Origin of the sequence: Marinobacter sp. W-8 (assembly GCF_044342215.1) — a bacterium.
Taxonomy (GTDB): domain Bacteria; phylum Pseudomonadota; class Gammaproteobacteria; order Pseudomonadales; family Oleiphilaceae; genus Marinobacter; species Marinobacter nauticus.
The window spans coordinates 3,365,524-3,383,331 of record NZ_CP172297.1 but is presented as its reverse complement, the minus strand read 5'-3'; the positions used below and the strand labels follow the sequence as shown (position 1 = coordinate 3,383,331).

Below are 17,808 nucleotides of genomic sequence, written 5' to 3'. Positions count from 1 at the left end.
AATCAGTAATAGTCGTCTGATTTTCCTGCCAATTGAATGAAAGAATAACGGGAATCCAAGAAATGGGGAGCAAGCCTGACATCATTCGTGCCATTGTGCTCATCTTTGCTGTCGGCCTTGTGATTACGGGTTTTACGTCCATTCAGGCGTCTGAGGACAAGCGTGCCGACCGCGAAGCATCTGCAGTAGGTTATGTTCTGTCTGCCAATCAGGGCCTGAAACGGTAACAACGCTTATCCGTTACCACACCGTGTAAAGGCACATCCCAGGGCTCAATTGGCAACTGTTCCACGCGCTGAAAATCGTGGGCCAGGCCAACCAGTTTTGGTGCCATGCAGGGCCTGATCCGGCTGAACGCGAAGGTTCGGTCGTAGAAGCCGCCGCCCATACCCAGTCGCCCTCCGGTTTCGTCAAACCCCACCAATGGAAACAGCACCGCATCCAGTGCCCAGGCCGGCTTGCGTCTTGAACGCGGGAACGGGGGTTCTGGAATGCCGAAGCAGTTTGCCGTCAGTTGTACGCCATCAAAATAGGCGCTGAAAACCAGCTTGCCCGGGTAGATCGGGTGCAGAATGGGCAGGTAGAAATGAATGCCTTTTTTACGCGCCAGGTCGATGTACAGGGACGGGTCAATTTCGCCGTCGTTGGCCAGGTAGATGCCAATGTGGCGGGCTCTATGCAGATCGGGGTTCTTCAGCAGGTTAAGGGCCAGGTTTTCCGAGGCTTGCGTCTGTTGCTCGAAGGTCAGTGACCGGCGTTTGTGTCGCAAATGCCTGCGTAATTCGGATCGGGAGAATTTATCGGGATGGGATTCAAACGGTTGTGGCGGCTGAAACTGAGTCAAAATAAAGCTTCCCGGGCTGCCGTTATCGGATGTAGCCCTTGAACCCAGAAGTTCAAGGTCGGTGGCCGCTGTGACATATTAGGCTTTCCCTCTTGGGGGACATGCTCACAATGCCCTGAAGTAGCCACCTGGGTAATGCGCATCGGCTCGAGGACGTACCCGACCAGCGAACAGCCCAGGAAGTTGGTTCCATTATACGGGCAGGGCCGGGGAGGATTGCAACCCCGTTTCCGGATTCTTTCCGGATCAGTTGCCCGAAGGCTCTCCCAGCGCTTCATCAAGCCGGTTATCCATGGCACGCAGGATGCTGCTGGTGGCGTCCGACATGGTGTCGCGTTCCAGCAGTTCATGGGTGATGTTTAGGGCGGCCATTACGGCAATGCGTTCGGTACCGAACACCTTGCCGCTGGAGCGGATTTCGCGCATTTTGGTGTCCAGATGCCGGGCCGCACGCAGCAGGGCTTCCTGCTCTTCCTGCGGACAGGCCACCAGGTATTCCTTGTCGAGAATCCTGACTTCCACGGTGGTTGAGGTCTGTGACATCAGTGGTGCTCCAGTGCCCGAAGACGGCCGATCATGGCTTCAATCTTGTTTTTGGCAAGATCGTTTTTGTGCATTAGCTGGGCCCGTTCCCGGTTCCAGTCGTCCTGCAGCTCCCTTAGCAGGGCGTTGTCTTTCTCCAGCTTGTCGCAGCGCTCAATCAGCTTGTCCAGCTTGTCCGCTAATGCCTGTACTTCGGACTGTTCCATGACCTGCCCAACATCAGTGATTTTGATGAGAGTTACTATAAGTGCGCGCGCCAGACCGGTCAATTTACCGCATTGTCATGGCGCGCCCGTCGTGAGGCCTGTCACCTTTTGCGTCAGTTTAGTTGGGTTCCTGTGCTCCGAACCCCTGCCGTCGGCCAGCACGCCACGTGTTCAATGCGGGCAGGGCGGACACTAGCAGGGCAGAGAGCGGCACTGCCACCAGTAACAGCCACTCCTCCCGGGCCAGCGGCCGAAGCCGGATTTGCAGTCCGTAGTGTTCCAGTAGCCAGGGGCTGAGGCCGGCGATGGCGGCAGCGCCGAGCAGCAGGGCGAACAGGCAACTGGCCAGGGCAAGCCCGACGCACTCCAGGCTGTACAGGCCGACAATCAGCCCCGGTGAAGCTCCGGTCGCTCGCAAAACGGCAATCTCCCGTTGCCGCTGGGCTTGCAGGGTGAGCAAAACCGCAATCAGTCCCACCAGGCTGGTGATCACGACAAAGCCGCTGATGCCCAGCAGGGCTTTTTCAAATTGCCCCATCATCCGCCAGAGCTCGCTCAGGGCCACACCCGGCAGGATGGCCGACAGAGGTTCCTCGCGGGCCTGGTTCAGCTCCCGTTGAACCTGGAAGGTGAGGATCGGGCGGTCCAGGCCAATGAACACGGCGGTGATGGTGTCCGGTGTGTAATCCCGGTTACGGGCCTGGTCGGCCGACAGGGTCCGGCCCGGGATGGCCACGCCGGATTCCCAGCCCACATGCATGGCTTCCATGGCTTCAAGGCTGATGTAAACCGCCTGGTCGACGGGCGTGCCGGTTGGCGCGAGAATGCCGGATACCCGGAATGGCAGGTCCTTGTGATTCGAGAAGCTGGTGCGGCCACCGCCATGGGAAAGGACCAGGTCGTCGTTCAGTTTATGGTCAAGCTGCCGTGCCACGCCGGCGCCGATCACCACGTCAAACAGGTCAGAAAACCAGTCTCCGCTCGCCAGGGTCAGCGGTTGGTCGTTGCCATAGCGGAAGCGGGCCAGGAACTGCTCGTTGGTGCTGACAACCCGAAAGCCGCGGTAGCTGTCGCCCAGGGAAATAGGTATCAGCCAGTCGATGCGGCTGTCCTCAGTCATGGACTGATAGGTGGACCAGCGAATGTTGTTGGTGGCATCACCGATGTGGAACACCGTGTAAAGCAGCAGATTCAGCTGGCCACTGCGGGCCCCTACGATAAGGTCGGTGCCGCTGATGGTACTGGTGAATGATTGTCGGATTTCTGTGCGCAGGTACTGGATGCCAAGCAGCAGGGTTACGCTCAGCGTCAGGGTCAGGCAAACGAGAGCCAGTACACGGCGCCGGTACCACAGACTGGCGGCGGAGAGGAAGATGGTGAGCTTGAGCTTGTTCATGGCGCCACCTCCAGGGCCATGCGATGATGAAAGTGCCTGGCCAGTGACTGATCGTGGCTGACAAATACAACCGAGCTGTTACTGCGCGCGGCCAGAGTTAGCAGTAGTTCAAGAAAGCGGTCCCGATTGTCGCTATCCAGAGCAGACGTGGGCTCATCTGCAAGAATGATCTCCGGAGCGCCGATCAGCGCGCGGGCGGCGGCCACCCTCTGCTGCTGGCCGATCGATAGCCGGGTCACTCCCTGGTGCCAGTGGCTTTGCGGAATGCCCAGTTGTGTCAGCAGGTGTTGGGCAGCTTCGGTGGCGGAGGGTATCGCACGCGAATGGCGCAGATTTGAGAGCCGGCAAGGCAAAAGTGCATTGGTCACAGCGCTCAGATAGGGCACCAGGTTGAACTGCTGGAAGATGACGCCCATATGATCGGCGCGAAGTCGATCCCGGGCGCCGGCCTTCATGGTGGTCAGTTCCTGATTCAGCAGCTGAAGGCTGCCACGGCTGGGCGTGTGCATGCCTGCGAGTAGTCCCAACAGCGTACTTTTACCCGTACCACTGGGGCCGTGCAGGAACAGGTGTTCACCCCGTGTCAGCTGAATATCGGGGAAGGCCAGTTCTCGAGCCTGGTTTTGCCATCGGAAGTGCAGATTCCGGGTTCGGATGGCCAGAGTGTCCGGGCGGGAACTGTCCGGCGGTTGTCGCGTCTTGCTGTTCATATCCGTATCGTGCTCGCCGTTGTATGATGGCGCCGGTTGCTGATCTGGTTTTTTGGAGAACCCGTGTTGATGTTCACTGATGTTCTGTCCCGCAAGCTGCTTGCCTGTCTTGGACTGGGCTTGTTGTTATTGGTTTCCCTGGCGGTCCGTGCCGAGCCCCGGGAGATCGACTGGCTTGAGTTAATGCCTGCGGAAGATCTGGCGCTGCTCGAGACTATGCCGGAAATCGAACATGAGGGCGATGGCCCGCCCCTGTTGCCGGACGAAATCATGACCGGGCGGGTGGTTCCGGAAATGGGCAACGTCGAGGGCCGGATTCCGGGCTTTGTGGTACCTCTGAAAACCACGGACGATATGCGCATTCTCGAGTTCTTCCTGGTGCCCTACTACGGCGCCTGCATCCATGTGCCGCCACCACCCCCAAACCAGATCATCCACGTAAAATACCATGAAGGGTTTACCCTGGAGGCTCTATACGACCCGGTCTGGATCGAGGGTGAACTGGTGATTGAGCGAACCGAGAATGATCTCGGCACTTCCTCCTATTCCATGGTGGCGCAGTCGGTAGAACCTTACACCGAGTAACGGTTCAGCGGCCAACCCGGAATTGCTGGTCGCCGGCTTCCAGTCTTGTGGCGCCTTGGCCTTCAGGGCCGATCCACTGAACATCCAGGTGTTCCAGTGCCGGAAAGTGCTTCACCATCGGTGTGGTCAGTGTCTGGTGATCGGCAAGTCCGTCACAGGTCAGTGATTGGGTAATCTCGATATCGCTGTGGTCGTTTGCTTGCCCGTCCTCGTGATCGTGGTCATGGTGTTCGTGCGCATGGTCACTGTGATGGCGGGTCGCCTCGGGCCACGAGCTGTGAACGCTGGCATCTTCCACGTTGCAGTTGCCATCCTCAGTGTTAATCAGAGGGGTCGACATCAGCCACTGCTCCAGATCCGCCAGTTGCCGATGCTGTTGCTCTGTGCGTGGCTCGTGCTCGAAGCCAAGCAGATTGTATGCGGGTGAGCGAAGGAAGACATCGGCGGTGTTGGTGTCTATGGCTACCTGGAGCTCCGCGTGGCCATGTTGATGGGCGCTGGGGTTGTTGGCCGCGCCCGCGGGCAGCGGAGCCAGTACGGCGCTTGCCAGTGCCACGGTCATGAGAGGCATAACGTATCTGCGCATCGGGTCATCCTGTCCATATCTGATATGTTATAACATTTTTGTCTGACGTGAAGATAAAAGCAACCCCGCCTGCCCGGGTATTCGTGCCAGGATTTCCCCAGAATGCTAGGATACGGTATTCGTCGGGGCACCGCCCCGGCGCGTATCTGAACGTACACCACCGATTTAAGGAAACGGCAGCTTCATGTCCGAAACCGATACCTCCGCCGCCCGTGCGGCTGAATTTGAACGCTGGGCCAACGTGTTTACCGCGCACAAGGCGTTCAGCCACCCCTCTGAGCTGCATGGCGTGCTCTGTGGCCGGCTGGCGGCAGGCTCCCGTATTGACGAGCCCGAGTGGCTGGCTATGGTTTGCGAACACATGGGGCTGGCTGATGAAGCGGCTGAAGAGTCGGATGACCTCGCCCCCTTTATGAACAGCGCCTACGGTAAAACGCTCAAGCAATTGCAGTCCACCGACATGAGTTTTCAGCCGTTGTTGCCAGATGACGACTATGCCATCGAACAACGACTGGAAGCCCTGGTGGCCTGGGTTCGAGGATTTCTGGAAGGCATGGCGCTGGCGGCCGGCGCTTCTCTTGGCCAGGCTCCGGATGAGATCCGGGAGCTGATCGAGGATATGGTAGCCATCAGCCAGCTGTCGGAGGACGAAGAATCCGACGACGAAAGTGAACAGCAACTGCTTGAAATTACCGAGTACGTGCGTCTTGGCGCGCTGGCGGTGTTCACCGAGTTCAATGAGCCGGAGAAACCGGCAGGCGATTCGCCCACCCTGCACTGATCAGGAGCTATCATGGCTGTGACCATTCCCGTGAAAGAGTTTGCTGAGCGCCGTCGCAAGTTGATGGACCGGATGGCCCCGGACAGCATCGCCATTTTGCCTGCGGCGCCGGAGCGGGTGCGTAACCGTGATGTGTTGCACCCGTTTCGTCAGGACAGCGATTTCCAGTATCTGACCGGCTTCGGGGAGCCCGAGGCGGTGCTGGCCTTGATTCCCGGCCGGGAACACGGCGAAACGGTGCTGTTCTGCAAGGAGCGGAATCCGGAGAAAGAGCTCTGGGATGGGTTTCTGGTGGGGCCTGAGGGCGCCATCGAACGTTACGGCTTCGACGATGCTTTCCCCATTGCGGATATCGACGATATTCTGCCCGGCATGATTGAAGGCCGCAGCCGGGTCTATTATCCGCTGGGCAAGGATCCGGCATTCGATAACCGGGTAATGGACTGGCTCAAGGTGATTCGCAGCAAGGTTCGTTCCGGTGCGCATCCGCCCGGGGAGCTGGTGGCGCTGGAGCACCTGCTGCATGATATGCGGCTGTACAAGAGTGCTGCCGAAATCAAGGTGATGGCAAAGGCCGGCCAGATCAGTGCCGAGGCCCACTGCCGGGCCATGAAGCGGGCTCGTCAGGGCGGGTATGAGTACAATCTTGAAGCTGAACTGATTCATACCTTTATGGAGCATGGTGCGCGCTCTACCGCTTATCCCTCCATCGTAGGTGGTGGTGCCAACGGCTGCATCCTGCACTACATCGAAAATGCGGCACCGCTGAAAGACGGCGACCTGGTACTGATAGACGCGGGTTGTGAGTTGGAATGCTACGCCTCGGACATCACCCGCACCTTCCCGGTCAGTGGCAAGTTCAGCCCGGAACAGAAGGCGCTTTACGAAGTGGTGTTGGCGGCCCAGTACGCGGCGATCGATGCGGTGAAGCCGGACAATCACTGGAACCAGCCCCATGAAGCGGCTCTGAGGGTGCTGACCCAGGGCCTGATCGATCTGGGCCTGCTCGCAGGCACGCTGGAAGATGCTCTGGCCAACGAATCCTACAAACCTTTCTTTATGCACCGCACTGGCCACTGGCTGGGGCTGGATGTCCATGATGTTGGCGATTACAAGGTGGGCGATGCCTGGCGGGTACTGGAACCGGGGATGGCGTTGACCGTTGAGCCAGGGCTGTATATTGCGCCCGACAATACCGACGTAGAGCCGCGCTGGCGGGGTATTGGCATCCGTATTGAAGACGATGTGGTGGTCACCAAAGAGGGTTGCCGAAACCTGACCGAGGGCGTGCCGAAGACCATTGCCGATATTGAAGCTCTGATGGCGGACTGATTCAGTGAATACCGAGCGCGTGGATACTGACCTGATCATTGCCGGTGGCGGCCTGGCCGGAGCCACTCTGGCCCTGGCCCTGGCGCGCCTGGTGCCGGAACTGAAGGTAACGGTAGTTGAGGCGTTTCCGCTGTCGCCAGAGGCGTTGCCGGAGGATTACCAGCCCAGCTATGACAGCCGGTCGACGGCACTGGCCTGGGGCTCCCGCCTGATCTTTGATCAGTTGGGGCTGTGGCGGCAGTTGTCTGAGCACGCCACCCCGATCCGCCACATTCATGTCTCTGACCGGGGTCGTTTTGGCGCTACCCGTCTGCATGCCAACGAACACGGTCAGGATGCCCTGGGTTATGTGGCAGACAACCGCTGGATGGGCCTGTGTCTGATGCGGGCTTTGCTGGACACCAGGGTAAGTTGGCAGGCGCCGGCTCAGGTGGAAGGCATGAAGCCCGTGGCTGGCGGTGTCCGGGTGGCCATCCGGAAGGATGGCGCGCAGGAGGAATTGACCGCGCGTTGTCTGGTGATCGCCGATGGCGGGCGTTCCGGGCTGCGGGAGAAGCTGGGCTTTGTAACCCGCACCGAAGCCTATGGTCAGAACGCGCTGATAGCCAATGTCTCCACCAGCGACAGCCACCAGTTTACGGCTTATGAACGTTTTACTGAGGCCGGTCCCATGGCTTTGCTGCCCCATGGTTCCCCGAAGCGGCCGGGGCATCAATCGGCCCTGGTCTGGACCCTGGAAGACGAGGCTCTGGCCGAGATCCTGTCACTGTCGGATGAACAGAAATGTCAGAAACTGCAGGAACGGTTCGGTTGGCGTCTTGGGCGTTTTACCCACATTGGCCAGTGCCATCATTATCCCCTGAACCTGACCACGGTAGATGAACCCGCCCGCCCGGGGGTTGTGCTGGTTGGTAATGCCGCTCATGCCCTGCACCCGGTGGCTGGCCAGGGCTTTAACCTGGCACTCAGGGGGTTAATGACCCTGGTGGAACAGTTTCGTCGGGCGGTTGATGAAGGGATTTCTATTGGTGAACTTTCGGTACTGGGGCGTTACCAACAACTGCATCGGCAGGACTGGCAGCAGACGGTGCAGTTCTCCGATTCCCTGATCCGGATATTTAAGCAGCCGCTGGCGCCCGTTGCCGCGGCCCGGGATGCCGGGCTGGTGGGGCTGGATCTGTTGCCGGGGGCCAAACGCTGGTTCGCCCGCAAAGCCATGGGCACCGGTGGGCGCAAGCCGCTGGTAGGCTCCGGAGTGTCATCTTTCGAGGCGGAAAAACATGACAGGTGAGTCGGTGGGTGCGGCGTGTTTTGACATTCTGGTGGTTGGTGGCGGAATGGTTGGCTCGGCCCTGGCTCTGGGGTTGTCTCGGCAAGGCTGGAATACCGGGCTGGTGGAAGGAGCCCGGGTTCAGGATCTGTTGGCCCCGGGAGCGACCGCCAGCCATACCGATGACTTCGAGCCCCGGGTCAGCGCCATCTCCCTGGCCAGTGAGCAGCTGCTGGAGCGTCTACGGGCCTGGCGCCATGTCCAGGCCGGCAGGCATTGCGGCTATCGTGGCATGACGGTCTGGGATGCCGACGGCACCGGTCGAATTCACTTCGATGCGGCTGAACTTCATGCTGATACCCTGGGTACCATTGTTGAGAACCGGTCGATTGTCCGCGCTTTGTTTACCGAGCTGGCGGACAGTAACGTTACGGTGATGGATGGTGTGCGTGTGCAGGGCTGGAGTGCCGGAGCCGGAATCCAGTTGGACGATGGCCGAACGCTGTCCGCCAAACTGGTGGTCGGGGCCGATGGTGCCCAGTCGCGGCTGCGCCAGTGGTCGGGACTGGCGACCCGGGAATGGGATTACGATCAGCAAGCGATTGTGTGCACCGTCCGTACCCGGCAGCCGCACCAGTACACTGCGTGGCAGCGTTTTTCGCCCACCGGGCCGCTGGCGTTTTTGCCGTTGTTGACGGAGTCTGGAGACGAGCACTATTGCTCTATCGTCTGGTCACAGGATACGGCCGAAGCCCGCCGCCTGATGGCGTTGGAGACCGAGCAATTCCGGTTGGAGCTGGAGCGGGCGATTGAGCAGCAGCTCGGGGTTATCGAGTCCGTTTCGCGCCGCTTTGCGTTTCCGCTGCGTCAGCGTCATGCCAAGGAGTATGTTGCCGACGGCCTGGCACTGGTGGGCGATGCTGCCCACACCATTCACCCGCTCGCCGGCCAGGGTGCAAACCTCGGCTATGGCGATGTGTCGGCCCTCCTGGACGAGCTGGGGCGGGCCAAAGAGCTCGCACTTTCGCCGGCAGACCAGACCGTATTGGCTCGTTATCAGCGCCGTCGTAAAGGCGAGAACCTGGCGATGATGGCGGCCATGGAGGGCTTCAAGCAGTTGTTTGCCCGGGATGAGCTGGCCATCCGGTGGTTGCGCAATACCGGTATGCGCTGGCTGGACAACCTGGCGCCGCTGAAGAACCGCATTGCCGCCGAGGCTATGGGTATAAAACGCTAACGGTTGTCCATTCTGAGTCGCCGGAACTGTTTTCCGGCGGCCTGTTTTCGTAAACTCCTCGCCTTCGTGTGCAATTTGCAAAGGAACTGTCTATGGCCGGCTCCAGCCTGCTCGTATTACTTGATGACATTGCTGCCGTACTGGATGACGTGGCGGTGATGACCAAAGCTGCTACCAAGAAAACCGCCGGCGTGCTGGGCGATGACCTGGCGTTGAATGCGCAGCAGGTCACCGGTGTTCGACCTGCCCGGGAAATCCCGGTGGTGTGGGCGGTCGCCAAGGGTTCGTTTATTAACAAGGCCATTCTAGTGCCGGCGGCACTGGCCATCAGCTTTTTTGTACCCTGGCTCATTACCCCGCTGTTGATGCTCGGTGGTGCCTTCCTGTGCTTTGAGGGGGCCGAGAAGCTGGTTCACAGGTTCCTTCACAAAGAACAGGAAGAGAAGCACCGCCAAGAGCTACGGGAGGCCCTGAAAAAGCCGGAGGTGAACCTCAAGGCTGTTGAGAAAGACAAGATCAAGGGCGCGATCCGGACCGACTTTATTCTCTCCGCAGAGATTATCGCCATCACGCTTGGTACCGTGGCAGACAAGAGCTTCGGAATGCAGTTTGCGGTGCTGACGGTGGTGGCGTTGATGGTGACCGTCGGCGTGTATGGGCTGGTGGCGGGTATTGTGAAGCTGGACGACGCCGGCCTTTACCTGAGCCAGAAAGCCAGTGCCTTCGCTCAGAAGCTGGGGCAGGGCATTCTGTGGCTGGCGCCCTGGATGATGAAAACCCTGTCGGTGCTGGGCACCATTGCGATGTTCCTGGTGGGTGGCGGTATTCTGACCCACGGCATTCCGGCGGTGTACGACGCCATTCACCATGTGGCCGGCATGGTCTCATCGGTGCCGGAGGTGCTGGTCACCACGTTGGGGGATGGCCTGTTCGGGTTGCTGGCGGGGGCTGTTCTGGTACTAGTGATCACACCGGTCTCGAAACTCTGGCAGCGCAAGGCGGCGTAACCTTCTCACGCCTGTCAGCTCACAGGCAGGCGTCAAACAACCGGCTGACCAGCACCGGTACAGCGGTTTCTACCCGCAGGATACGGGGGCCGAGGTGCACGCTCTGGCAGCCGGCTTCTTCGAGTTTACCCACTTCGTAGTCGGTGAAGCCGCCTTCCGGGCCGATGCACAGGGCGGCGGGTTCGTTCAGGTGGGTGGGGCAGGGCGCTGCCATGCCGGGGTGGGCGACCAGTGCCCGTTTTCCTTCCAGCAAGGCCGGTAATTCGTCTTCCACGAAGGGTTTGAACAGTTTGCGGATATGCACCAGTGGCATCACCGTGTCCTTTGACTGTTCCAGGCCCAGCGTGAGGTTTTCCCTCAGGTTGTCGTCTGACAACCAGGGCGTTTGCCAGAAGCTCTTTTCCACCTTGTAGCTGTTGATCAGCCAGATATCTTTCACGCCCAGAGAGGCGCAGGTTTGCAGCACCCGGCGGAACATCTTGGGGCGTGGCATGGCAAGGATCAGGGTCAGCGGCAGGGCGGCCGGTGGCGGGGTGTCCAGCGTTAGCTGCAGTTCCGCTTCGGAGTCGTTCAGCTTGAGTACTTCACCGTACCCCATCAGGCCGTTGACCCGGCCCACCGGAATGCGGTCGCCGGCACTGGCCTTGAGTACGGTTTTCAGGTGTTGCAGCCGGCGGCCCTGAAGCCGGGCACGGTCTGGGCTGACGAAGTCTTCGTCCAGCAGCAGGGCCAGGTTCATCAGGCTTCCGGTTCGTCTTCGGCGACCTGTTCACGCTCGCGGTAGGCCAGGCGGCCAAAGATGATGCCAAATTCGAACAGAATCCACATCGGCACCGCCAGCAGCGTCTGGGAGATGATGTCTGGCGGGGTCAGCAGCATGCCGATGATAAAGCAGCCGACGACCACGTACGGACGCTTGGCGGCGAGATCCTGCGGCGTAGTGGCGCCGGTCAGAATCAGTAGTACCGTCGCAATGGGGATTTCAAACGCAATGCCGAAGGCAAAGAACATCTTGAGCACGAAGTTCAGATAACTGCTGATATCAGGCAGTTCGACAATGCCCTCCGGGCCGATGGCGGTAAAGAAACCAAACACCAGCGGAAAGACCACGAAATAGGCGAAAGCCGCGCCAGCGTAGAACAACAGCACGGAAGTAAACAACAGCGGGAAGGCCAGCCGCTTTTCATGGGCATAGAGCCCGGGCGCCACAAAACTCCAGAGCTGGTAGAGAATGATCGGAATGGCGACAAATACCGCCAGAACCAGTGCCAGCTTCAGGGGCGCAAAGAAAGGCGAGGTGATGTCGGTGGCGATCATGGTCTGGCCGACCGGCAAAAGTTCGCGCAACGGCTGGGACAGCAGAAGATAGAGTTCGTTGGCAAACGGATAGATGACGGCGAAACAGATAATCACCGCCAGCACCATTTTCAGTAGCCGGTTGCGCAGCTCGAGCAAATGCTCGATCAGGGGCATTTCCTGCTGTTCAGACGACGTCTGCTGGCCGTTTTGGGTGGCACTCATGAATGCTTGTCCGAAGGGCTGGTCGGTGAGGATTCACTGGGTTGATCGCTGGCCGCCGCCTCGTCCCTGACGGGTTCATGCGGAGGTTCGGGCTGGTCGTCCGCCTCCGGAGAGGGGGGCGTGACCCGCCGGGTTGCCGGCGCCGGCCTGGGCTTGCGGGTCTGATCGTCCGGCAGGATCATGTGCTCGTACTTTTTCGCCTCATCCAGGGCGCCGCGCACGGTCTTCTCCACATCGTCCAGGCCCACATCACCCGCCTTGCGCAGCTCCTCCCGGAGTTCTTCGGCCTTCAACTGCCGGTCCAGTTCACTGGTGAACTGGCTGACCATGCGCCGGGCGCCACCGATCCAGCGGCCAGCCGCCCGCGCCGCCGTCGGCAAACGCTCCGGGCCGAGCACGAGCAATGCAATCACGCCGCAGATCAGCAGCTCTAGAAAGCCGATGTCGAACATTCAGGGGGTGCTCAGCCTTGCTTTTCTTTGGGCTTGTCTTCCGCCTGGGCTTGGTGCTCGGCGTTCTGTTTTTCCAGCGGTTGCTGTTCGGCGTTCTTCTCTTCCTCGTCGTTCATGGATTTCTTGAATCCACGGATGGCGCCGCCGAGATCGCTGCCGATGTTCCGGAGTTTCTTGGTTCCGAATAACAGGATGACGATGCCAAGTACGATAAGAAGTTGCCAGATGCTGATACCCATGAGGGTTCCTCGTTCAAATGTTGCTGTTGCATGACATTGTACGCCAACCGCTACCCCTTGCGGAAATACCCCTTGGGGGTACTCCTTTACGGATTCCGGGAGGCTTTTTCTTCCAGGCCTGACAGGTCGAAGCGGCTGGCCAGTTCATCCAGAACATCCTTCGGGCCCAGGCCTAACCGTGACAGCATCACCAGGCTGTGAAACCAGAGGTCGGCCGTCTCGTACACCAGGTCCCGGGTTTCGCCGGAATGCTCTGCATCCTTGGCAGCGAGCAGCGTCTCGGTGCACTCTTCGCCCACCTTCTCCAGAATCTTGTTCAGCCCCTTGGCATGCAGGCTGGCGACGTAGGACGTGTCGGGATCCGCGTCTTTGCGGGCTTCCAGTACCTGTGCCAGTCGTTCCAGTACATCACTCACGGTGTCTGCTCCTCAGTTGCTGCCGTAGATGGTGTTCGGGTCTTTGAGAACCGGATCGGCGCTCACCCACTGACCATCTTTCAGGGTTCGGTAAAAACAGCTTCGCCGGCCAGTATGGCAGGCAATGCCGCCTTTTTGTTCCACTTTCAGCAGCACCACATCGGCATCGCAATCGAGCCTGATATCCCGGAGCACCTGCTGGTGCCCGGAGCTCTCGCCCTTGCGCCAGAGTTTGCCACGGGAACGGGACCAGTAAACCGCCTGTCCTTCCTCAACCGTGAGCCGGAGAGATTCCCGGTTCATCCAGGCCATCATCAGGACATCGCCATTATTGGCGTCCTGGGCAATGGCCGGCACCAGACCGTCTTCTGTCCATTGGATCTCGTCGAGCCAGTCAGGCTGTACGACGTTAGCGGGAGAATCTTGCATTTTTATGAATCCTGAATCTTTGATGGTTCAGCGACTGCCCCGGAGCATGACGCCTGCCGCTCCGGCAAGCAAGACCCAGCTCCAGACCGGCAGATCGGCCAGCCATTGCCCGGCGTGGGGCTGGCTGCCCACCAGGGCCGCGCCTGCCAGAACCAGGGCGATGAAGCCCCGGCGCCAACGGCGTTCGCTGCGCATTTGCTGCTCTTTCATCAGCGCCAGGGTTGCCCGGTTTTGCGCTTCGGTGGGGCCGCTGGAGCGTATCTGTAGTAATGCGTCGTGAACCAACTGGGGCATCTCTGGCGATTGTTCGAGCCATGATGGCAGGTGATTCTGCAGAGACTTGATCAGGCCTGACGGACCGATGCGTTTACGCATCCAGTCTTCCAGAAACGGCTGGGCGGTACTCCACAGGTCCAGGTCCGGATAGAGCTGGCGGCCAAGGCCTTCGACATTGAGCAGGGTTTTCTGTAACAGCACAAGTTGTGGCTGCACTTCCATGTTGAAGCGCCGAGCGGTCTGGAACAGGCGTAACAGAAAGTGACCAAAGGAAATATCCTTCAGGGGGCGCTCGAAGATGGGTTCGCACACCGTCCGAATGGCGGCCTCAAACTCGTTGACGCGGGTTTCCGGCGGCACCCAGCCAGACTGGATGTGCAGTTGTGCTACCTGGCGGTAATCCCGGCGGAAGAAGGCCAACAGGTTGTGGGCGAGATAGCTCTGGTCGTCGGGGGCCAGAGTGCCGACGATGCCGAAGTCGATGGCAATGTACTTCGGGTCGGCGGGATTGCTGACATCGACAAAGATATTGCCCGGATGCATGTCAGCATGGAAAAAGCTGTCACGGAATACCTGGGTAAAGAAGATCTCCACCCCTTTTTCCGCCAGTACCTTCATGTTGACGCCCGCCTTTTCAAGGGCGGGTACATCGGCAATAGGAATGCCGTGAATGCGTTCCATCACCAGCACCGATTTGCGGGTGTAGTCCCAGTCGATAAAGGGTATGTAGATCAACGGGGAGTTCTCGAAATTCCGGCGCAACTGGCTGGCGTTGGCGGCTTCCCGTTGCAGATCCAGTTCGTCATGGATGGTGGCGTCATAGTCTGCCACCACCTCCACGGGGTGCAGGCGCTTACCCTCAGACCAGTACTTTTCGAGCAGGCCGGCCATCAGGTACATCAGGCCCAGATCCTGGCGGATGACTTTTTCGATGCCGGGGCGCAAAACCTTGACCACCACCTTCTGGCCGTTGGGTAGGGTTGCGGCGTGCACTTGAGCCACCGACGCCGAGGCCATGGGGTCTGGACTGAACTCGGCAAACAGTTCCGAGACAGGCGCAGCCAACGATTTCTCGATAATGCCTCGGGCCTGTTCACTGGGGAACGGTGGAACCCGATCCTGTAGCTGTTTCAGGGATTCGGCCATGTCATCCGGCAATAGATCCCGGCGCGTGGAGAGAATCTGTCCGAACTTGACGAAAACCGGGCCCAGCTCTTCCAGGGCCAGGCGCAGGCGGTCACCCCGGTTCAGTTTTGGCTGCGGGAACAGGTGCCAGGGTGCCAGCAGAAAAAAGATTTTCAGCGGTGTGGGCAGTTCAGACAAGGGCAGAAACGTGTCCAGCCGGTAGCGGCAGAATACCCAGGCAATTCGGAACAGGCGTTGCAGGCGGGTCACAGGGTCTCCGTATTGTTATCGCTACCGGGTGCTTGCAGTTGCTTCAGCCGAGCCTCCAGGCGTTCGGTGCGCAGGCTCAGCTCATCGATATCCTGAAATGTGGCCTCCAGCTCCCGCCGGCCGGGCAGAGTGCGGCTCTCTTCGTGGACATATTCCTCCACATTGGCGTTCATGGTGCTGAAAGCCTGGCGGCTCCACTTGACTGCCTGGCGGATGCGTTTGCCGATGAAATGGGCCGGCACATCGCCCAGGTGGTTTGCCATGGCCGCTTCCCAATCCGGTTGCAGCTGGTTCAGAGCGCGCTGCAACTGGTGGGCCAGGGCCGTGTCGCCCTCCACCGTCAGGCGTTCGTCGGCAAATACCCGGTCATCGCCCAGTGCCAGGGCGGCAAAGGCGACCGGCCGCCCGGTGATGATTAACACCGGTTGCGGATCGGGCTGGCTGCGAACCTGTACCCGTTCGCCAACGCGATTCAGGGTCCAGTGCATGGTGACCGGGGCCGTAATGGTGAACTGAACCGGCCCGCCCAAGGCGCCCAGCAAGGCGCGCTGGCCGGCCGGGTCCAATGTCAGCGCCCGGTTCAGGGCGCCCTCAATAATGGCGCCTGTCGCAGAAAGCAGGGTCGGGCCGGGGAGCATCAGGGCTTGATTCCCACGTGCAGGGCCACGATGCCGCCGGTCATGTTGTAGTACTTGCAGTTCACCAGGCCGGCGTTTTCCATCATGCCTTTCAGGGTTTCCTGGTCCGGGTGCATGCGGATGGACTCGGCCAGGTACTTGTAGCTTTCGCTGTCACCGGCAATCAGTTGGCCCATCAGCGGCAGGGCGGTGAAGGAGTAGGTGTCGTAGGCCTTGCTCAGCAGCGGGTTGGTGGGCTTGGAGAATTCCAGCACCATCAGTTTGCCGCCGGGCTTCAGTACCCGGGCCATGTCGCGCAGGGCCTGGTCTTTGTCGGTGACGTTACGCAGGCCGAAGGCAATGGAAACCGCCTGGAAATTGTTGTCCGGGAACGGCAGGTGTTCGGCATCGGCCTGCACGTATTCAATGTTGCCGGCATAGCCCCGGTCGGTCAGGCGGCTGCGGCCTACCTGCAGCATGGAGGCGTTGATATCGGCCAGCACTACCTTGCCGGACGGGCCTACCAGGTCGGAGAATTTCATGGTCAGGTCGCCGGTGCCACCGGCAATGTCGAGCACCTGGTGGCCGGGGCGAACACCGCTGAGCTCGATGGTGAAGCGTTTCCACAGGCGGTGGATGCCCATCGACATCAGGTCATTCATGAGGTCGTATTTGCCGGCCACGCTATGGAAAACCTGGGCTACCTGGCTGGCTTTCTGGCTCTTCGGTACATCGCGGAACCCGAAATGGGTGACGTCGTCCTGGCCGTTGCCGGGAGTGCCCGGTGCTTGCTGCTCGCTCATGGGTGTTCGTCCTGTCAGAATCTAAGGTTGGTATTCTAACCTTTGAGGGGTTGGCTACAAGTTTATTGCCGGCTTACACTGTAAAACCGTTTCCAAATCACCGAGAAAACTGATTCATGTCTGTTATCGATATCCATCGCGCCCATTCCCTGGACAAGGCCCATGCCCGCGAGGCCGCCGAAACCCTGGCCAAGGACTTGTCTCGGCAGTTCGACGTTAACTATCAGTGGGAAGGCGACCTGCTTAAATTCAAGCGCAGCGGCGTGAAAGGCCAGCTGGAAATTGCCGAGAGCGACCTGCATATCCGCCTTGAACTGGGCATGATGCTGCGACCGTTCAAATCCCGCATCGAGCAGGAAATTCATTCCCAGCTGGACCAGATCATCCAGGCCTGAATCCCGCTACAGGTCATCCGGCAGGGAGAAAGGGGTCGGGTGGCCCGCCAGAATGTTGTCCATCACTCGTTGTTCCCGGCTGAGCAGGCGATCAATCAGCAGGTCGACCCGATTCATTTTCCGAAAGGCGCTGTAGCCCCGGTGCAGAAAGCTGTGCAGATCACCCAGGTCGGCCATCTCGGCCGGACCGCGGGTCATGGACAGTAGCCAACCGAGGGTGCGGTTGCGAACGTAGCGATCCAGTTCCTGCCCGGTTTCCGCCACCAGAGCCAGTTGTCGCTCGCGAATTGCAAGCTGTTTGCTGGCGCGATAAGCCTCGCAGTAACGCTCATCATCAAGACCTGTTGCCGAAAAGCCCTGCTGCGCAAGTATCTCTGCCAGCTCAAGATCGAGGCTCTGGGTAATCAGGTTGAGCTCGACCAGGCCGGCAAAGGTGGCCAGCAGGTGGTCGGGAAGCCATTTCACCATTTTCGGGAACACCCGGTCGATGTTGTCATCACGGCGGGTCATGCCGGCAGGGGCATAGAGGTCGGTCAGCAGAAATTCCAGGCCGGTGTGGTAGCCCGGGTGACGGTATAAATCCTGGTGCGTGTTTTTCAGCCGCTCTGCCTGCCAGTCTGCCACCTGGTGGGCCTCGTCCCGCAGGGGGTGCCCGGCCTTGTGTTGGCGGAAATCGTGGTATTCCAGCAGCAGGCGTTTCAGGCGGTGGGCGTTCTCCGTGTGCACATCCGTGGCAACCAGCCGCTCACGATACATTAAAGGCTCCAA

At 59.8% G+C, this 17,808-nt stretch carries 24 protein-coding genes and 1 other RNA gene; 8 read left to right on the top strand and 17 right to left on the bottom strand.

Annotated features, from left to right (window positions below; genetic code table 11):
- Positions 1-62: 62 nt before the first annotated feature.
- Positions 63-227: a hypothetical protein gene (locus tag ACF8YQ_RS15805; protein WP_022993092.1), complete on the top strand. Its 165-nt coding sequence runs from the start codon at positions 63-65 to the stop codon at positions 225-227.
- Here ACF8YQ_RS15805 and ACF8YQ_RS15800 read toward each other — a convergent pair.
- The 6 genes from ACF8YQ_RS15800 to ACF8YQ_RS15775 all read right to left on the bottom strand — a co-directional run bounded on the left by ACF8YQ_RS15800 (position 209) and on the right by ACF8YQ_RS15775 (position 3,699).
- Positions 209-844, bottom strand: a complete 636-nt coding sequence (locus tag ACF8YQ_RS15800; protein ID WP_396621948.1) for a 5-formyltetrahydrofolate cyclo-ligase — start codon at positions 842-844, stop codon at positions 209-211. The two genes, ACF8YQ_RS15805 and ACF8YQ_RS15800, sit on opposite strands and share 19 nt — an antisense overlap.
- A gap of 4 nt (positions 845-848) precedes the next feature.
- Positions 849-1,029, bottom strand: a non-coding RNA gene (gene ssrS / locus ACF8YQ_RS15795) — 6S RNA.
- 61 nt (positions 1,030-1,090) lie between these two features.
- Positions 1,091-1,387, bottom strand: a complete 297-nt coding sequence (locus ACF8YQ_RS15790; protein WP_094625425.1) for a cell division protein ZapA — start codon at positions 1,385-1,387, stop codon at positions 1,091-1,093.
- Positions 1,387-1,593: a TIGR02449 family protein gene (locus ACF8YQ_RS15785; protein WP_011786845.1), complete on the bottom strand. Its 207-nt coding sequence runs from the start codon at positions 1,591-1,593 to the stop codon at positions 1,387-1,389. The genes ACF8YQ_RS15790 and ACF8YQ_RS15785 overlap by 1 nt, the downstream gene beginning before the upstream one ends.
- A 118-nt stretch (positions 1,594-1,711) precedes the next feature.
- A complete protein-coding gene (locus ACF8YQ_RS15780) occupies positions 1,712-2,989 on the bottom strand; it encodes an ABC transporter permease (RefSeq protein ID WP_396621947.1) in 1,278 nt (425 codons plus the stop codon).
- Entirely contained in the window at positions 2,986-3,699 is a 714-nt protein-coding gene (locus ACF8YQ_RS15775) for an ABC transporter ATP-binding protein (protein ID WP_396621946.1), read from the bottom strand. The genes ACF8YQ_RS15780 and ACF8YQ_RS15775 overlap by 4 nt, the downstream gene beginning before the upstream one ends.
- Positions 3,700-3,768: 69 nt before the next feature.
- Here ACF8YQ_RS15775 and ACF8YQ_RS15770 point away from each other — a divergent pair, with 69 nt between their 5' ends.
- Positions 3,769-4,284, top strand: coding sequence for a DUF3299 domain-containing protein (locus ACF8YQ_RS15770; RefSeq protein WP_014422699.1), 516 nt, complete (start codon positions 3,769-3,771; stop codon positions 4,282-4,284).
- A 4-nt stretch (positions 4,285-4,288) separates the two neighbouring features.
- On the opposite strand, the gene ACF8YQ_RS15765 is transcribed toward ACF8YQ_RS15770, so the two are convergent.
- The gene (locus ACF8YQ_RS15765) at positions 4,289-4,870 is read right to left on the bottom strand and encodes a DUF2796 domain-containing protein (protein ID WP_396621945.1); all 582 of its coding nucleotides are present in this window, start codon (positions 4,868-4,870) and stop codon (positions 4,289-4,291) included.
- 184 nt (positions 4,871-5,054) lie between these two features.
- Between ACF8YQ_RS15765 and ACF8YQ_RS15760 the strand changes: the two genes are divergently transcribed.
- From ACF8YQ_RS15760 to ACF8YQ_RS15740, 5 genes are all read left to right on the top strand, one after another.
- Complete coding sequence (locus ACF8YQ_RS15760; RefSeq protein WP_011786840.1) at positions 5,055-5,651, top strand: UPF0149 family protein; 597 nt, start codon at positions 5,055-5,057, stop codon at positions 5,649-5,651.
- A gap of 12 nt (positions 5,652-5,663) precedes the next feature.
- Positions 5,664-6,983, top strand: a complete 1,320-nt coding sequence (pepP, locus tag ACF8YQ_RS15755; RefSeq protein WP_396621944.1) for a Xaa-Pro aminopeptidase — start codon at positions 5,664-5,666, stop codon at positions 6,981-6,983.
- A 4-nt stretch (positions 6,984-6,987) separates the two neighbouring features.
- Entirely contained in the window at positions 6,988-8,274 is a 1,287-nt protein-coding gene (ubiH, locus tag ACF8YQ_RS15750; protein ID WP_396621943.1) for a 2-octaprenyl-6-methoxyphenyl hydroxylase, read from the top strand.
- Positions 8,264-9,490, top strand: coding sequence for a UbiH/UbiF/VisC/COQ6 family ubiquinone biosynthesis hydroxylase (locus ACF8YQ_RS15745; protein WP_396621942.1), 1,227 nt, complete (start codon positions 8,264-8,266; stop codon positions 9,488-9,490). Before ubiH ends, ACF8YQ_RS15745 begins: the two co-directional genes overlap by 11 nt.
- Positions 9,491-9,582: 92 nt before the next feature.
- On the top strand, positions 9,583-10,497 hold the full coding sequence (locus tag ACF8YQ_RS15740) for a DUF808 domain-containing protein (RefSeq protein WP_396621941.1): 915 nt from the start codon (positions 9,583-9,585) through the stop codon (positions 10,495-10,497).
- A 19-nt stretch (positions 10,498-10,516) separates the two neighbouring features.
- Here ACF8YQ_RS15740 and ACF8YQ_RS15735 read toward each other — a convergent pair whose 3' ends face one another.
- From ACF8YQ_RS15735 to ubiE, 9 genes are all read right to left on the bottom strand, one after another.
- Positions 10,517-11,236 carry a 16S rRNA (uracil(1498)-N(3))-methyltransferase gene (locus tag ACF8YQ_RS15735; protein ID WP_396621940.1) on the bottom strand — a complete coding sequence of 240 codons (720 nt, stop codon included), beginning with the start codon at positions 11,234-11,236 and terminating at the stop codon, positions 10,517-10,519.
- Positions 11,236-12,018 (bottom strand): twin-arginine translocase subunit TatC, encoded by a 783-nt coding sequence (gene tatC / locus ACF8YQ_RS15730; protein ID WP_396621939.1) that lies wholly within the window; start codon positions 12,016-12,018, stop codon positions 11,236-11,238. The genes ACF8YQ_RS15735 and tatC overlap by 1 nt, the downstream gene beginning before the upstream one ends.
- Positions 12,015-12,470 carry a Sec-independent protein translocase protein TatB gene (tatB, locus tag ACF8YQ_RS15725; protein WP_014422691.1) on the bottom strand — a complete coding sequence of 152 codons (456 nt, stop codon included), beginning with the start codon at positions 12,468-12,470 and terminating at the stop codon, positions 12,015-12,017. The genes tatC and tatB overlap by 4 nt, the downstream gene beginning before the upstream one ends.
- A gap of 11 nt (positions 12,471-12,481) precedes the next feature.
- A complete protein-coding gene (gene tatA, locus ACF8YQ_RS15720) occupies positions 12,482-12,709 on the bottom strand; it encodes a Sec-independent protein translocase subunit TatA (RefSeq protein ID WP_222448658.1) in 228 nt (75 codons plus the stop codon).
- Positions 12,710-12,795: 86 nt separating this feature from the next.
- Positions 12,796-13,125, bottom strand: a complete 330-nt coding sequence (locus ACF8YQ_RS15715; RefSeq protein ID WP_011786831.1) for a phosphoribosyl-ATP diphosphatase — start codon at positions 13,123-13,125, stop codon at positions 12,796-12,798.
- Between the two features lie 12 nt (positions 13,126-13,137).
- Positions 13,138-13,554: a phosphoribosyl-AMP cyclohydrolase gene (gene hisI, locus ACF8YQ_RS15710; RefSeq protein ID WP_014422688.1), complete on the bottom strand. Its 417-nt coding sequence runs from the start codon at positions 13,552-13,554 to the stop codon at positions 13,138-13,140.
- A 27-nt stretch (positions 13,555-13,581) separates the two neighbouring features.
- Entirely contained in the window at positions 13,582-15,225 is a 1,644-nt protein-coding gene (gene ubiB / locus ACF8YQ_RS15705; RefSeq protein WP_396621938.1) for a ubiquinone biosynthesis regulatory protein kinase UbiB, read from the bottom strand.
- Entirely contained in the window at positions 15,222-15,863 is a 642-nt protein-coding gene (locus ACF8YQ_RS15700; RefSeq protein ID WP_396621937.1) for an SCP2 domain-containing protein, read from the bottom strand. The genes ubiB and ACF8YQ_RS15700 overlap by 4 nt, the downstream gene beginning before the upstream one ends.
- A complete protein-coding gene (ubiE, locus tag ACF8YQ_RS15695) occupies positions 15,863-16,645 on the bottom strand; it encodes a bifunctional demethylmenaquinone methyltransferase/2-methoxy-6-polyprenyl-1,4-benzoquinol methylase UbiE (RefSeq protein WP_058341856.1) in 783 nt (260 codons plus the stop codon). Before ubiE ends, ACF8YQ_RS15700 begins: the two co-directional genes overlap by 1 nt.
- A 116-nt stretch (positions 16,646-16,761) precedes the next feature.
- Between ubiE and ACF8YQ_RS15690 the strand changes: the two genes are divergently transcribed.
- Positions 16,762-17,040 (top strand): polyhydroxyalkanoic acid system family protein, encoded by a 279-nt coding sequence (locus ACF8YQ_RS15690; RefSeq protein ID WP_094625439.1) that lies wholly within the window; start codon positions 16,762-16,764, stop codon positions 17,038-17,040.
- Between the two features lie 6 nt (positions 17,041-17,046).
- On the opposite strand, the gene ACF8YQ_RS15685 is transcribed toward ACF8YQ_RS15690, so the two are convergent.
- The gene (locus ACF8YQ_RS15685; protein ID WP_121207708.1) at positions 17,047-17,796 is read right to left on the bottom strand and encodes an FFLEELY motif protein; all 750 of its coding nucleotides are present in this window, start codon (positions 17,794-17,796) and stop codon (positions 17,047-17,049) included.
- Between the last annotated feature and the right edge of the window lie 12 nt (positions 17,797-17,808).

What these genes read in the sequence shown, in the direction of transcription:
- ACF8YQ_RS15745 (WP_396621942.1), top strand. Translation starts at nt 8,264, where the DNA reads ATGACAGGTGAGTCGGTGGGTGCGGCGTGTTTTGACATTCTGGTGGTT.
- hisI (WP_014422688.1), bottom strand. Translation starts at nt 13,554, where the DNA reads ATGCAAGATTCTCCCGCTAACGTCGTACAGCCTGACTGGCTCGACGAG.
- ACF8YQ_RS15770 (WP_014422699.1), top strand. Translation starts at nt 3,769, where the DNA reads ATGTTCACTGATGTTCTGTCCCGCAAGCTGCTTGCCTGTCTTGGACTG.
- ACF8YQ_RS15700 (WP_396621937.1), bottom strand. Translation starts at nt 15,863, where the DNA reads ATGCTCCCCGGCCCGACCCTGCTTTCTGCGACAGGCGCCATTATTGAG.
- tatC (WP_396621939.1), bottom strand. Translation starts at nt 12,018, where the DNA reads ATGAGTGCCACCCAAAACGGCCAGCAGACGTCGTCTGAACAGCAGGAA.
- pepP (WP_396621944.1), top strand. Translation starts at nt 5,664, where the DNA reads ATGGCTGTGACCATTCCCGTGAAAGAGTTTGCTGAGCGCCGTCGCAAG.
- tatB (WP_014422691.1), bottom strand. Translation starts at nt 12,470, where the DNA reads ATGTTCGACATCGGCTTTCTAGAGCTGCTGATCTGCGGCGTGATTGCA.
- ACF8YQ_RS15780 (WP_396621947.1), bottom strand. Translation starts at nt 2,989, where the DNA reads ATGAACAAGCTCAAGCTCACCATCTTCCTCTCCGCCGCCAGTCTGTGG.
- tatA (WP_222448658.1), bottom strand. Translation starts at nt 12,709, where the DNA reads ATGGGTATCAGCATCTGGCAACTTCTTATCGTACTTGGCATCGTCATC.
- ACF8YQ_RS15690 (WP_094625439.1), top strand. Translation starts at nt 16,762, where the DNA reads ATGTCTGTTATCGATATCCATCGCGCCCATTCCCTGGACAAGGCCCAT.
- ACF8YQ_RS15735 (WP_396621940.1), bottom strand. Translation starts at nt 11,236, where the DNA reads ATGAACCTGGCCCTGCTGCTGGACGAAGACTTCGTCAGCCCAGACCGT.
- ACF8YQ_RS15785 (WP_011786845.1), bottom strand. Translation starts at nt 1,593, where the DNA reads ATGGAACAGTCCGAAGTACAGGCATTAGCGGACAAGCTGGACAAGCTG.
- ACF8YQ_RS15740 (WP_396621941.1), top strand. Translation starts at nt 9,583, where the DNA reads ATGGCCGGCTCCAGCCTGCTCGTATTACTTGATGACATTGCTGCCGTA.
- ACF8YQ_RS15760 (WP_011786840.1), top strand. Translation starts at nt 5,055, where the DNA reads ATGTCCGAAACCGATACCTCCGCCGCCCGTGCGGCTGAATTTGAACGC.
- ACF8YQ_RS15790 (WP_094625425.1), bottom strand. Translation starts at nt 1,387, where the DNA reads ATGTCACAGACCTCAACCACCGTGGAAGTCAGGATTCTCGACAAGGAA.
- ACF8YQ_RS15685 (WP_121207708.1), bottom strand. Translation starts at nt 17,796, where the DNA reads ATGTATCGTGAGCGGCTGGTTGCCACGGATGTGCACACGGAGAACGCC.
- ubiE (WP_058341856.1), bottom strand. Translation starts at nt 16,645, where the DNA reads ATGAGCGAGCAGCAAGCACCGGGCACTCCCGGCAACGGCCAGGACGAC.
- ACF8YQ_RS15775 (WP_396621946.1), bottom strand. Translation starts at nt 3,699, where the DNA reads ATGAACAGCAAGACGCGACAACCGCCGGACAGTTCCCGCCCGGACACT.
- ACF8YQ_RS15765 (WP_396621945.1), bottom strand. Translation starts at nt 4,870, where the DNA reads ATGCGCAGATACGTTATGCCTCTCATGACCGTGGCACTGGCAAGCGCC.
- ACF8YQ_RS15805 (WP_022993092.1), top strand. Translation starts at nt 63, where the DNA reads ATGGGGAGCAAGCCTGACATCATTCGTGCCATTGTGCTCATCTTTGCT.